Source organism: Rhodococcus sp. 06-418-5 (assembly GCF_002258285.1).
Classification (GTDB): domain Bacteria; phylum Actinomycetota; class Actinomycetes; order Mycobacteriales; family Mycobacteriaceae; genus Rhodococcoides.
This window is the reverse complement of sequence record NZ_NOYE01000016.1, coordinates 500632-514609: the sequence shown is the minus strand read 5'-3', so window position 1 is coordinate 514609 and position 13978 is coordinate 500632. Positions and strand designations below refer to the sequence as shown.

11 protein-coding genes are annotated in these 13978 nt (G+C 61.7%); 2 read left to right on the top strand and 9 right to left on the bottom strand.

Going from position 1 to position 13978, the window contains the following annotated elements; translation table 11 throughout:
* The first annotated feature begins 29 nt into the window (after positions 1–29).
* Positions 30–734, top strand: coding sequence for a serine hydrolase (locus CH274_RS14835; protein ID WP_179275750.1), 705 nt, complete (start codon positions 30–32; stop codon positions 732–734).
* Positions 735–1326: 592 nt separating this feature from the next.
* Here CH274_RS14835 and CH274_RS14830 read toward each other — a convergent pair.
* From CH274_RS14830 to CH274_RS14790, 9 genes are all read right to left on the bottom strand, one after another.
* Positions 1327–2562 carry an MFS transporter gene (locus tag CH274_RS14830; protein ID WP_256980240.1) on the bottom strand — a complete coding sequence of 412 codons (1236 nt, stop codon included), beginning with the start codon at positions 2560–2562 and terminating at the stop codon, positions 1327–1329.
* Between the two features lie 768 nt (positions 2563–3330).
* Entirely contained in the window at positions 3331–4422 is a 1092-nt protein-coding gene (locus CH274_RS14825; RefSeq protein WP_094657871.1) for a PQQ-dependent sugar dehydrogenase, read from the bottom strand.
* 468 nt (positions 4423–4890) lie between these two features.
* Positions 4891–5532, bottom strand: coding sequence for an NAD(P)H-binding protein (locus CH274_RS14820; protein WP_094657870.1), 642 nt, complete (start codon positions 5530–5532; stop codon positions 4891–4893).
* A 93-nt stretch (positions 5533–5625) separates the two neighbouring features.
* The gene (locus tag CH274_RS14815; RefSeq protein WP_094657869.1) at positions 5626–6396 is read right to left on the bottom strand and encodes an SDR family NAD(P)-dependent oxidoreductase; all 771 of its coding nucleotides are present in this window, start codon (positions 6394–6396) and stop codon (positions 5626–5628) included.
* A gap of 108 nt (positions 6397–6504) precedes the next feature.
* The gene (locus CH274_RS14810; protein ID WP_094658049.1) at positions 6505–7455 is read right to left on the bottom strand and encodes an aldo/keto reductase; all 951 of its coding nucleotides are present in this window, start codon (positions 7453–7455) and stop codon (positions 6505–6507) included.
* A 391-nt stretch (positions 7456–7846) separates the two neighbouring features.
* Positions 7847–8641: an MBL fold metallo-hydrolase gene (locus CH274_RS14805; protein WP_094657868.1), complete on the bottom strand. Its 795-nt coding sequence runs from the start codon at positions 8639–8641 to the stop codon at positions 7847–7849.
* A 116-nt stretch (positions 8642–8757) separates the two neighbouring features.
* Positions 8758–9813 carry an ABC transporter permease gene (locus tag CH274_RS14800; protein ID WP_179275749.1) on the bottom strand — a complete coding sequence of 352 codons (1056 nt, stop codon included), beginning with the start codon at positions 9811–9813 and terminating at the stop codon, positions 8758–8760.
* On the bottom strand, positions 9797–11302 hold the full coding sequence (locus CH274_RS14795) for an ATP-binding cassette domain-containing protein (RefSeq protein ID WP_143546575.1): 1506 nt from the start codon (positions 11300–11302) through the stop codon (positions 9797–9799). The genes CH274_RS14800 and CH274_RS14795 overlap by 17 nt, the downstream gene beginning before the upstream one ends.
* The gene (locus tag CH274_RS14790; protein ID WP_179275748.1) at positions 11299–12432 is read right to left on the bottom strand and encodes a sugar ABC transporter substrate-binding protein; all 1134 of its coding nucleotides are present in this window, start codon (positions 12430–12432) and stop codon (positions 11299–11301) included. Before CH274_RS14790 ends, CH274_RS14795 begins: the two co-directional genes overlap by 4 nt.
* Before the next feature lie 659 nt (positions 12433–13091).
* Here CH274_RS14790 and CH274_RS14785 point away from each other — a divergent pair.
* Positions 13092–13958 carry a crotonase/enoyl-CoA hydratase family protein gene (locus CH274_RS14785; RefSeq protein WP_037189134.1) on the top strand — a complete coding sequence of 289 codons (867 nt, stop codon included), beginning with the start codon at positions 13092–13094 and terminating at the stop codon, positions 13956–13958.
* Positions 13959–13978: the final 20 nt, after the last annotated feature.

The window sequence follows — 13978 nt, the reverse complement described above, 5'->3', positions numbered from 1 at the left end:
CCGAGGTCGGGGCGCTGAACGGTGCGCGAGTGTCTATCGCTTTCATGGACCGTGTCAGCAGGAGCCGGGCCACCAACGGCAACGAGGAGCCCATCGAAACCGCATCGGTGTCGAAGCTCTTCATCGCGGACGATCTGCTGTTCCGTGACGATCGAGGTGAGGTCGATCTGAGCGGAAGTGACATGGCGCAAATCGACGCCATGTTGCGCTCCTCGGACGACTCCGCGGCCGAGCAACTCTGGAACCGGTTCGGGCGCAACGACATCGTCGAGCGCGTGGCTGCTCGTTATGGGTTGCCCTTCACATCGGTGCGGCCGGGCGACGAATGGTGGCGGACTCGAACCACGATGAACGATGTGGTCACCTTCTACTCCGCACTGATCGACGGTGCTGGTGGTCTTTCGCCCTCTCGGTCGGTTGCGATTCTCTCGAACTTGGAGAACTTTACGCGTTTGGGTGCGGACGGCTACTACCAGCGTTTCGGACTTCCCGACGCGTTGCCAGATGAGAGCGAGATCGGGGTCAAGCAGGGGTGGATGTGCTGCGTGGGCAGTGACTGGATCCATCTGTCGACCGGGTTCGTCGGTCCAGACCATCGCTACGTCGTCGCAATCGCCTCTCGTGAGTCCGCGAACACGTTCGGCGGAGGTTCGGTCGGTGCGGACCATGCTCGCCGGACCATGACCGCGACGGCGTCCGCGCTGTTTCCCTCGGGCCGAATCGATCTGCGCTGAAACCCCCAAGGTCACACCCTGAGTTCAACTCCGCGTGGTCTCGTCGTTTTCGAGTAGTTCTCGGCTTTGGGAGCGGACGATCACTGCGTTCAGGACTTCTCCGCAGCGAGGGCAAGAGGACCGGCAGTCCCGGACATCGGGCGAGTTCAAACATCGGCCCCACGATTCGAGGACCAGCAACTCGAACGCCGGGTCCATTCCTTTGGTGATCCGAGCCGATCCGCCCGGGTAGGTACACCGACCTACGTCTTCTCGTCGGTGAGCCTGCGCAAGCGACGGGCCTGCACGTCTCTCGGTGCTTCTGTGTCGGCGACCATCGGTGAACCGTGGATTGGAATCGAGGGGTACGTCGGCTCCTGCCGATGTCGCATTTCGCTGCCGATAGGCGCGCTGAAGATCGGGGTGAAGTGAACAGTTCAATGGTCGCGCCTCGGCCGTGGGCGGCGGGCATGCAACGCTCTCGAGCGCTCTGGACACGACGTCGGGTGTGGTTCGACACCACGCCCGACGTCGCTGAACAATTGGGATCGTCGACGGTGTGCTCACCGTTCCGAACGACCGTGGCACCGCGATGCGTTGACGACGGGATCGGTCAGCACACCGACACCTCGTCACGGGCCACCGACTGCTTCGATGCAGACGCACCATGGATACCCCGACGTGCCCGGTCCATGATCACGAGTGTCGCCAGCGGAGCGAGGAGTAGCACCGCGAACAGTGCACCTACGACAGGAATCGCGGCGGGTCCGTATCCGCTGATCGCCTGTGCGGTTACCCATGTGCCGACGGCGGTTCCGAGGTTGAACATCGATGTGCACAGTGAGGTGGCCAGAGTCGGCGCGCCCTCTGCGAATCGGACCGCCATCGACATGAGCACGGGGTTCGTGCCCAGACCGGCCATCCCGGCTAGTGCGAGAAGGGCGATCGATGGCGCAGCGAACGACGAGAAGACGCTCAGCAACCCGAGTGCGATCACGACTATGACGCCACCGGTCAGCGCGGTTGCATAGGGCGCGCGGTCTGCGAACCGACCGCTGTAGAGCGTGCCGGTGACGGCACCCACGCCGAAGACGGCGAGACCCACGGGAAGAAGTCCGGCGGACAGGCCGGAGCGTTCTGTGAGTAGGGGCGCGATGAACGAGTAGGTGGACATGACGGCAGTCGAGATCAGCACGCATGCTGTCATGACCACCCAGAGTCGCGCGGTGGCGATCGATGCGAGTTGTGACCGCAGAGGGATGACCGTCGACGACGAACGACCACCGGGAACGAAGCGGGCAATCGGCACTGATGCGAGTACGGCAAGTACCGCGAGGATCCAGAACGGACCGCGCCAACCCACCAGCTGGCCGGCGACAGAGCCAAGGGGCACGCCGATCACCGTCGCGAGAATGCCGCCACTGAGGACCAGGCCGATGGCGCGCGCACTGGCGTCCGGACCCGCAACGCGGGACGCGACAGATGCAGCGATCGACCAGAATGCGCCCGTTGCGAGCGCGGTCACGAAGCGGGCCACGAGGACGATGGAGAGGTCGTCTGTGAGTGCAACCACGATGTGTCCGGCGGAGTAGACGGCGAGCGCGAGCAGAAGAGTCGTCCGTTCGGGCATCTTGAGTACCGCCACCGCGATCAACGGGGTGGCGATCATGCCAATCGCGAACGCAGTGACCAGCAGTCCGGCTTCGGAGATGCCGATTGCGAGGTCGGAGGCGATATCGGGCAGGAGTCCGGCAACGACGAATTCCGACGTGCCCATGAGGAACGTACCCATTGCGAGGACGTAGACGAGGAACGGCAAGGACTTTCGTTTATTGGTGGAAATAGACACAGCTGAATTCTCTCGGATGGGGTCGTATAGGTGTCGAGTTCGGACCAGGCGCGGGCGAGATCGGCGTCGGGTCCTGGGGTGGCGATACCGACTTGCCCCCTAGGACAGGAATATGCCTTGACCTGGTCCGTCTTCGACACTATTTGCTACGAAGCATCCGTGGAAGGCACGGACAGGGAACCCCATCAGGGTCGATCGGGAAATGGAGTACGGCACGGTTGTGGCAGAAATGCCCGAAGTTCGAGTACGCCTCATGCGTTCGCGATCGTGGGCGTGCCAAAGCTATTCGCACTAAAGGGTTTTGACCGAACGAGGACGGTATTCTCGACGATCTATCGATCATTGACGGGAGGTAGGGTTTGCCAAAATCGTTGTGCGGCTGCTCGCTCGAATGAAGCTTAAGTGACACAGATCTCGATGTCAGGATTCAGTGACATCGATTGCATTCGGAAACAACTTAGGTGAGCCGCGACTGATAGCGGCCGGGACAGGAGTGGTTGGCACCACACCACATTCCAACGGTCGCCGTCATCCGAACTATCGAGCTACACGGTCGTTTCAACTACCGCACGCGTCCAGGTAAGTCAGCACCCCCAGCAGAACTATCAGCACGACAAAGAGCACAACGGTGGGCATCTGAGGGGCGGGTCCGGGTATTTGACCGCGCCGGTTTTCGTTGTCCATGTTTTGTCCTTTGTCGACGTTTGCGGATCGACGCACTTCCTCTTCCCAACCGCTGCGAAGCTGCGGCATCGGCGCGCATTCACGTCATCGGATGCTGAAGCGGAGAAGCCTGTCGTCGCCGGCGTTTGGGTTACCGCGCCCATCGGTGTTGTTGGTCAGTATCAATAGTGAGCCGTCCGGGGCGACGGTCACGTCTCGCAGCCGCCCGTATGTTCCAACGAGTCGATCGACTACCGAGGCGGGGTCGTCGAGATTCACCTCGATCATGCGTTCGCCCCTGAGATTCGCCATGAACAGGGTGGAACCATCGATAGCGATGCCACTCGGACTGGCCTCACTCGTGGCCCATTGGTGGATCGGATCGACGAAGCCCTCGGTATTCCCGATGCCTTCTATCTGTGGCCAGCCGTAGTTGCTTCCGGGCTCGATGCGGTTCAGTTCGTCCCACGTGTTGGCACCGAACTCGCTTGCGTACAGCACGCCATTTGCGTCCCATGTGATGCCTTGAGGGTTACGGTGACCGTAGCTGTACACGAATGAGTCCGGGTAGGGATTGTCCGGTGGTACAGCCCCTTCGGGGGTGATTCTCAGGATCTTGCCGGCAAGCGACGAGAGATCTTGGGCCCGGTCACGTTGTCCGGCGTCCCCGGTTGTGGCATACAACATCCCGTCCGGCCCGAAAGCCAACCGGCCGCCGTCGTGATAGCTGGCGGCCGGGATGCCGTCGAGTACAGTGGTTCGTTCACCCAAGGTGAGGGAGCCGGGTGCGCCGAGGACGTCAAATCGGTCGATGCGGTTTCCATCTGCGGCCGTCGAAAATGTGTAAAGGTCACCTTCGCGGACCGCGAGCCCCAAGAGCCCGGCTTCGCCCGCAGGGGCCACATCAACTGTTCCCGCAGTGCTGCGGTTGCCGTCTGCGCCGAGCTCGATGATCTGTCCGGTGTCGCGTTCGCTGATCAGCATGCTGGTCTCGAAAAAAGCTATCGCCCAGGGTGCATCCAAGCCATCGGTCACGACTGAAGCCTCACCGAAGTCCGACGCCGCGGGTGCTTCTACGGACGCAGCGGACCCGCCAGGTGCCGTCTCGTCCTCGGCTGACGGCGACGCGCACGAGGAAAGGGTGACGGCGACGATGGACGCGGCGGCGCAGAATGCAGCACGGTACGTACTTCTCATCGGGTGTTCCGTCCCGCACATATCCGAGACGTCCTGGATACCGGTTCTGCGGCGCTCAACGGTTCAGTCATTGCAGCCGAAGTGGAGTGTCCAGCGTCTTCGAGTACTGCGCTCGATGCGGTTGATCGACCTGGTCGACCCAGTGCGCTGAACAAACTGTCGTGCGGCATGGGTATTGCTCCTTTGCATTGATCGCGCTGAAGGGGCGAGCGGTACGACCGACATCCCCAAGCACTCGAACCGTCCTGCGGTGCCAACGCCAGCTCCGAGTTAGCTCCTCCGATTCGGTTCGTGCTGAACCCGCTCGCGATTGCGATGTCGTGAACCCTCGAGTCGATCTCGGCAGGGCATAGAGGGAGTGACTCGACTGTTGCGGATTCTCGACCCGAGGCCCGCGTGATATGCCTGTACACACTGGACAACGTTCTCTTTGGTCTGCGCCACATGATCGGAACCGAGTGACGGGTATCAGCGGTACGCCGTCGGTCTGTCCCCGTCCGTACCCGGCTGCGTGATCCCCAGATTCTCACCGACGTACGAGTTGGGGTCGGTGACGATGTCCGCGATGAACTTTCCGAGGCTTGCGCGCGAGGTCTCCGTGCCCTTGTAGGTTTCGCCTTTTCGGGTGAGTTCCACATCCGTCACCGTCTCGTCCGTCAGCCAGACCGGGCGGAGGATGGTGTGGGCCAGCGATGACTGCTCGACGACATCCGCGGACTTCCGGTTCCTGGGGCGGGTCGCCCCGGCGCGCTGGTAGTCCCAGGTGTTGAAGGGCTCCGGCAGCTCGTCGTAGATGCCTCCCGCGTTGATAGTGACGATTCGTCGAACGCCGGCCTCCTCCGCAGCGTCGACCACTGCGGCCGTGGTGGTATCAAGGTCTTCGCCGCCGAGGGCGACGATCACGATGTCCTGGTCGATCATCGCTGTACGGAGCGCGTCCCGGTCGTGTGCGTCACCTTCCACCAGCGTCATGGTGTCCGTCGCGATGCCGTCGAGGCGATGCGGCCGGCGCAGGAACAGCGTGAGGGCAACGTCTTTCTGCTGGGCCAGGCGAGAGGTGATCTCTCGTGCAGACCGGCCGTTCGCTCCGATGATGACGACGTTCTTCATGGGTTACTCCTTCTGAACGGGCGCGTTCGATGCGTTACTGGCAAGCCACACCACGGGCCAGGTCACACTTGGGCCGGCCGGCGGATACGGGTGCTAGCTGATGCCGACGGTCTGGCCACCGTCCACGACCAGGGAATGGCCGATCGTGAAACCCCCGAGATCTGAGCAGAGCCACAGGACGGCTGAGGCGATCTCTTCGGGGGTGCCCATGCGCCCGATCGGCTCCTGGGCGATGACCCGCGCTCGCCCCTCCGGTGTGTCACCAGAGAACCGGCCCATCATTGGAGTCTCGATGATGCCGGGGCAGATCGCGTTGATCTGGATGCCCTGCGCCGCGTAATCGAGGGCCGCCGACTTTGTCATACCGAGGATGCCGTGCTTCGCAGCCGCGTAGGCGGACTGGCCTTTGATGCCGATAACCCCGGCACCTGAAGAAATGTTGACGATCGAGCCGCCTCGTTCTGTCATGGCGAGGATTTCATGCTTCATGGAGACGAACACCCCACGCAGGTCGACCGCGATGAGACGGTCCCATTCCTCATCGCCGATCTCGGCAAGGGGCTTCGGCGGTTGCTCGATGCCGGCATTGTTCACCCCGATGTCGATCGGACCGAGAGCGTCGACAGAGGACTTCACCGCGTCCTCGACACTCTTGCTGTCGGTGACGTCGCAGATGGCGATGTGCACGCGTCGGCCGTGCGCTTCGACGAGCTCAGCGGTCTCATGTAGAGGCTTTTTTGTGGTGTCGGTGACGGCGACGTCGGCACCCGCGGCTGCGAAGGCTTCCGCCGTGGCTCGACCGATGCCGCTTCCGGCCCCGGTGATGAATACGTTCTTGTTCGTGAAGTCGAAAGTGACTGGCATGATTTACCTTTCGTGTTTCCGGGGTAGATCTTCGGACCCGCTGTAGGTGAGTGAGAGGCCCCCGGGTAGCCGTGGCTGCTCGGCCGCCTCAGGGGTCGCGCGGGGTGGTCAGGGCACGTTGTGGCCGGCAGCCTGAATCAGTCCGTACCACTCTCCGCGAGTCAGTGCTATGTCCGACCCCGCCGCGGCGTCGGACACCCGTTGCGGCGTGGTCGTTCCAAGGACGACCTGGATCCCGGCGGGGTGGCGGGTGATCCAGGCTGTCGCGATCGCAATCGGGGTGACACCGTACTTCTTTGCGAGCCGGTCGAGTTCGGCGTTCAGCTCGGGATAGTCCTCGGAGCCGAGAAACACACCATCCTGAAAGCCCTTTTGAAAGGGTGACCACGCCTGAAGGGTGATTTTTTTGATCCGGCAGTAGTCGACGATGCCGCCGCCGTCGCGGGTCACGGAGTCCGCTTCCCCGGCCATGTTCGCAGACAGGCCCTGAGCAATGATTGTGGAGTGCGTCAAAGACAGCTGCACCTGGTTTGCGACGAGTCGCTGCGTTACCGCAGTCTCGAGGAGGTCGATCTGCCGCGGTGTGTGGTTGGAAACTCCGAACGCGCGAACCTTCCCGGTGGATTCCAGGTGATCGAACGCACGGGCAACCTCCTCCGGCTCGACCAGCGCGTCGGGACGGTGCAACAGCAACACATCTAGGTAGTCGGTGCCTAAGGCTTGCAGGGATTTCTCTGCCGAGGTCACGATGTGCTCGTAGGACTGGTCGTATCCACACGGATCGGCGACGATACTGGTCTTTGATTGCAAAGTGATCTGCTCGCGCTCCGACGGACTCAGCTGTAGAGCCTCGGCGAACCGGCGCTCGCATAGGTGCGGACCACCGCCGGGGTGGTTGAACCCATAAAGATCGGCGTGGTCGAAGAAGTCGATCCCCGCCTCGCGAGCCGTCCTGTACAGCTGCCGGATCTCCTCATCGGTACTGCCCGCAATCCGCATCATGCCGGCGACGATGTTGGACACCTGGATATCGGTCGATCCGAACCGGACGGTACGCATAAATCCTCCGTAGGTCTCGTCAAGGGTGATCCGCCCCGTCGCCTCGTTGGGGAAGGATCTGCGGACGGTTGAGCCTGCCGACATGCCATCTCGTGTTCGCAAACGCCACCGCGACGAGAAGCACGTTCGCTTACGCCGGCTTCGCTTTCCACCGTAGGACGATCGGCAGGCAGGGTGGAATACCCTGACAGGGCACCCCGGGCCACCGGCGGCGGTCAGCTGCCGGCGGAGAGCCATAAATGTGGGGGTCCGGATTCAGCTCGACGTCCCGCGACCTCCGATGAACCGGGTGGATTGCGGCCAAGCCGTAATCATGGCCTCACGCCTCACCGTCGCACGAGTTCTTGGATGGGTCGGCGATCAGTTCTGATACTCGAAAATCTGATGCTGCTCACTGCGCCCAGGTGAATCGACGGAGTCCGTCGAGGGTGGCCAGGCGGCCGAAGGCGAGTTCGGGAAAATGTGCGGGAGCGAATGGATCGCCGGTGGAGGCGAGCTCGTCGGCGATGCGGTTGCGCATTATTCCCGCTGCGATGGGGTCGACATCCCACATGCCGATCCATTCGGGCTCGGTGAGTTCGCCGACAGTGTGGAGGGTGTCGCCGAGGAGAAGGGCACGTTCTTTGCCGTCGTGAACGATGTAAATGGTGCTGCCCGGTGTATGCCCCGGTGCCGGCCTGGCGATCAGGCCTGGAATGATCTCGTGTTCGACGGAGAACGGTTCGACGTGGTCCTCGATGGGTGCGATGATTTCGCGTATCCGGGGGTCCGAAGTGGTACCGGTCATGAAGTACGTCCAATCGTCCTGGTGCAGGCGAAAGGTCGCATTCGGGAACGTGATTCGGCCGTCGACGGTAGACCAGCCGATGTGATCCCAGTGCATGTGCGTGAAACAGACGTCCGTCACGTCGGACGGCTCGACTCCAGCGTCTCGAAGATTGTCGAGCATGCTTCCAGTTGTGGTGTCCGCGCCGGAATGAACTCCACCTCCAGCGTCGATCAGGACGACACGGTCTCTGACTCGAATCAGGAACGAGCCGATGTCCAGACGGATGCGACCGGTCTCGTCGGTGGGATGCTCGACGCAATCCCAGATTTTGCCGTCGGGATGGGTGACCGCGTTACCGATCGGTTCGTGTGCGGTGCCATCGATGATGGGCACTATGTCGTGGGTGCCGACTTTCATAGCGGTCTCTTTCGGTCGGGCCTGACGCTGGACTACGTATGCGCGACGGGTCTCCCGGACGCGAACACGGCCGGTGGCCGCGCGCGGTGGGAGACCCGTTCCGTGTCGGTCTGGACCTATGCAGGATTTTTGGCTCGAGACTTGCGTCCGGACTTCGAAATCGACTGTGACAGAACAACACCGATTACCAATGCTGCGCCTTGAAAAACCGGTTGGAACCAGAAGGGTGCCCCGAGCAGGCTCAGTCCGGAAAATCCGACGGCCAGAAGAACGACGGCCAGCATCGTTCCAGCGACATTGAAGAATCCGGGACGAACGGTGGTGGCACCCAAAAAGGTTGCCGCGAAGGCAGGTAGGAGCAGGTTCGCTCCGAAGCTGGGGTTCGCCGCGCCTGCCAATCCGAGCTGCATTATTCCGGCGAGGGCTGCCAGTGCACCTGCTGCACTGAACATCACGCACTTGATGAGTCGAACGCGTATACCGACCATCCGAGCAACCTGCTCGGAACCGCCAACCGCGTAAACCTTGCTGCCAAATGGTGTCTTCGTCAGAACTATGTACATGACCAGTGCGATCAGCGCGACAATCCACACTGCAGAACCAACTCCGAGGATCTCGGTCTGAACGAAGGTTCGGAAAACCGAGGGAATGTTTTGCGAAAGTGTCATTCCCCCACTGACTCCCACGGTGACACCGCTGACAGCCAAGCCGACTCCCAGTGTCGCAATGAGCGAGACGACCCGCAAGCGAGCCACCAGCAATCCGGAAGCCAATCCGACGAATGCACCGGCGAGCAAGGCAATCGTGACGGTCAACGGCACCGGAAGCCCGGACTCACCGGCGAGCTTCGCCGTGAGTACCGCCGACAGCCCCAAGGTATATCCGACCGACAGATCGAATTCGCCGACGACGAGGACCAGCAGAACCGACAGTGCCAGAAGCGCACTCACGGCCTGGCCCAACGCGAGCCCCTGCAGATTGGCAGTAGTGGGGAAGGTCCTGGGAAGCAGGATCGAGAACAACGCTGTGAGTCCGATGATCAGGGCCAAGATGCTGTGGTTCTGAAACAGCGTCGAGACTTTCCAGGTTCGCGGCGACGACGAGCCGGGTGTACGAACGGCCGCGTCCTCGGATTTCTCCGCCACGGCGTTGTCACTATGCGTAGGTTGCACGGCTGATGTCCTCCAGATTGAGATCAGTTAGTTCTTCGACGATGCGCCCACCGTTGACGACGATGACGCGGTCGCATAGACGAACGAGATGTTCCGGCTCACTCGAGCGGATGATGACGGTGGTCCCGCGGGCGGCCAGTTCGCGCAAGGTGTCGAAAATGATCTCGCGAGTATTTGGGTCGACGCCCACCGCGGGATCGTCGAGAAGCAATATCCGCGGCTCCAAAAGCAGCCACCTGGCGAGGAGCACCTTTTGCTGGTTGCCGCCGCTCAGGCTTGCGTACGGAACGGTCGGGTCGGCCGGACGGATGTCGAGTTCGCGAATCATCCGGTCGACGTCGGACGCGGCTCGGCGCCGATTGGCACCGTAACGTTCCACTCGGGGGAGTACGACGTTGTCGTGCACCGTCATCAGCGCGATGCCGCCTTCGTTGAGTCGGTCGAGGGAAAGGTAGAAAATCCCGGCCCTGATGGCGTCCCGTGCACCGGTGATCGGTGCGTCGTTGCCGTCTATCCTTGTTGTTCCTACATGTGTGGACTCGACCCCGCCTATGAGACGAAGCAGCTCGGAGGCTCCTTCGCCCGATCGCCCCGTCACACCAAGAATTTCCCCGGTGCCGACTGCCAAGGACAGCTCACGGCTGACGTTTCCGGCCAGATTCTCGACGACGAGTGCAGGACGATCGGTGCGACCGCGACCGCGGCTGCGGTCGTGGTCGTGCGAGGAAGCGCTGTGGCCCGCGCCGCCGACCATTGCGTGGATCACGTCGGCCTCCGAGAAATCGTCGGCACCGATGTTGCTGACGAGATTGCCGTCTCGGAGCACGATCGTTCTGTCGCTGTATTCGCGTACCTCGGGCAGGCGATGGGTGACCATCAATACTGACAATCCCCGATCTGCGACACCTCTGACTCGATCGAGTAGTCGCGCGGCCTCGCGAGTGGACAACGGAGCAGTCGTTTCGTCCAGTACCAACAGTGCGCGTTCGGGAGAGATGCCGGCCATCGAAATCACCAGTGAAACCAACGCCCGTTCGCCCGCCGTCAAGTCCGCACAGAGCGTGTTCGGGTGGACCGCGACGTCGAACTCGCGGAGTATGCCCTCGGTCTTTCGCGCCAATGCCCTCCTCTGGACAAAGGTGGCGCCCACGAGGGGAAACCCCGTGTGCAGCGCGGTCATCTCGGCAACCGTCATGTTTGCGATCAGTGGTGACTCTTGGTGAACAACCCGGATTCCGATTTTCCGGGCGGCTACGGGGGTGAGGTCTTTGGCGCGAATTGGGTTGTCGTTGAACGTGACCTGCGACTTCGCATGCAGCGGATTGACTCCGGTCAATGCTTTGACCGTGGTGGATTTACCCGACCCGTTTGCGCCCAGCAGAGACACGATCGAACCGCGCTCTACATCGAAGTCGATGCCGTGTACTACCTCGTGTTGACCATAGGAGACAGTGAGGTTCCGTACGGCCAATCGCACTGGGGTGGTCACGGCGTGACACCCCACAGTTCGAGGTAGCGGTCGACGTAACCGTTCTCGGCGACCCAGTATTGGTCGGTGACCTCGTCGACATTGTCGATCGTCAAAAGGCGCGATGGCGCGCCCTGGCTGTATCGCAAACGATCATCGGTGACACCGGGTGTCTCCCAGAGGGGCTGACCCGACAGGACCCGGATCATCTGATCCACAGCACCGTAACCGAGGAAGACGTCGTCCTGAACGACATCGGCGGCCTGGATGTTGCCGTCGCGAATGAACCCAAGGTTCTGCGGTGCGCCGACGCAAGACACGAGCGTGACACGATCGGAGAGGCCCGTGTTGCCCATTGCGGGCACCATGTCGGCTGCTGCCGAATCGAACGCTCCGCTGACGTAGTCGATGCTCGGCTCTGCCTGCAGTGCGCTGGCAATTCGCTGGCCGAGGCCGTTCCCGATGTCGGTCACGACAAACTGTTGCGTGTCTTGGACAACGCACTCGTCACAGCGGTCTACTGCTGCGACCATCGCATCGGCGATCGCCGGGGAACTCGGGAACTCTCGGTCGACGGTCGGCAAGAAGTTCGCCGTGCCACCGGAGTCCGTGACAATCCACGATCCGAGCTGGTCACCCCACAACGTGTAGTCCGGAGCGACGTCGAACAACACGCCATCGGTTGCGGCAATGCCGAGACCCGCGGCTCCAACCGGAATTCCCCGAGAGGCAGCGAGTTCGATTGCGCCACCGAGCGGAACGGGATCTGTCGCGGCGAGGATGATGGCGTCGACGCCACTATTGATTGCTTGGGTCATCGCTTGGTTCTGTCCGACCGGATCGCCCTTGCCGTCGAACCGGGTAACTGTCCACCCCAGGGCTTCACCGGCTTGTGTCACCCCGTCTGCCTGCCGCACACACCCCGACACGGACCCGGAACAGACCACGACTGCTATCGAGATGTCGGTCGGTGGTGTCGGTGTTTCGGTCGGGCCTGTCCAGTCGGTCACCGGTGCCAGCGCGTCGTCGACGACCGCTTGAAAGGACGATAAGTCCTGCGTCGAGGTCCGGTCCTGGGACGCTGCCTGTGAGTCGCACGCGGTGGTCAGTAGTAGTAGGCCGACGACCGGCACGATCCATTTGATCTTCACAGAGGCTTCTTTCGTGAAATGGGTCCGGAGAGCTACCGGACAGGTGAGGGTCCTTTGAGGAATGCAGCCAGCGTGGATCGCAAATTGTTCAGATGCACATGAACCAGTCAGCGACACGTGTTCGTGAAGATTCATTGGGCAGCACGTCGATCGCTGCCCAATCGACGGCCCGGTGGGACAAGTGGTGTTCTGTGTCACATTCGTGCAGGACTATTAACGCGCCCGGATGTCTCTGTGTCCAATACCGATCTTGAATCATGCATATAGCCGTCGGCTATGCACAATGGTTGCAACGGTTGGGGTCAATTCGACGTTGAGCATCGTCTCGGCAGGAATTCGGGCTGTCTCGCGCTTCGCGAGTAAATTCCGCCGTTCCCTGTAAGTCGTCGACTGCGACACGTTCTGATGTTCGGCCATTGACTTCGGCCGAGTATTCAAGGGTCGTGCTTGCGTCGAATCGAGGTCGGCAACGCGACTGTTGACAGGCTGTGGTGGGAGTGTGACGATAATGGTCGACCCTGACGAAAGAGTTTCCCAGCACCCGCCTCGCGGGACGCACTCAGCGTGCACTTCGTCGCCAACGACTGGACGGATGGCATGGACAGTCTGAGGTCCAGGTCGAGCCTGTTCACCAGGGTGGCAAGTAATCAAGGAGGCAAATGAACTACGAGACACTCGACTGGTCCGTCGATGAAGTCGGCATTCTTGTTCTGACACTGTCGAGGCCTGAATATCTGAATGCATTCTCGGTGACGATGGCAGAAGAATTGGAGAGCGCATTCCGGCGTGTGCGCATCGACCCGGCGATACGCGCGGTCGTGGTGACTGGTGCTGGTCGAGCGTTCTGTGCCGGCATGGACCTGGCTGTCGAGGGAAATGTCTTCGGGTTGGACGAGTCGCTGAGTCCGACGGTGTCGGACATGCGCGAGCGGCTGGCCGAGGAGCCGTTCCAATCCGGTGTTCGGGACACCGGCGGGAAAGTCACGCTTGCCATCCATTCCTGCGACAAGCCCGTCATTGCTGCGATCAACGGTGCGGCGGTCGGTATCGGCGCGACGATGACTCTTGCGATGGACATTCGCATGGCCTCCACCGATGCAAAGATCGGCTTCGTGTTCGGTCGACTCGGCATCGTTCCCGAAGCCACGTCTTCCTACTTCCTGCCGAGGATTGTCGGCCTGCAAACAGCGCTCGAGTGGATTTACTCGGCGGATATTCTCGATGCCGACCAGGCGCTGGCGGGTCGGCTCCTCAGATCGGTGCATCCACCCGAGGAATTGCTTTCTGCGGCAATCGAGCTGGCCCGAAAATTCGTCGCCGGGCGTTCGTCGTCAGCCATCGCACTGTCTCGTCGACTGGTCTATTCCGGTTCGGGGTCGGCGCATCCCGTGGAGGCGCATCGACGGGAGAGTTTGGCGATGTGGCACGCCTCGATGGGTGACGGAAAGGAAGGCGTTGCCGCATTCCTGGAAAAACGGAAGCCGAGGTTCTCGGGTACGGCCGCAGACGTACCCGACCTCGGGTGAACGGACTCTCGCGCACTGGC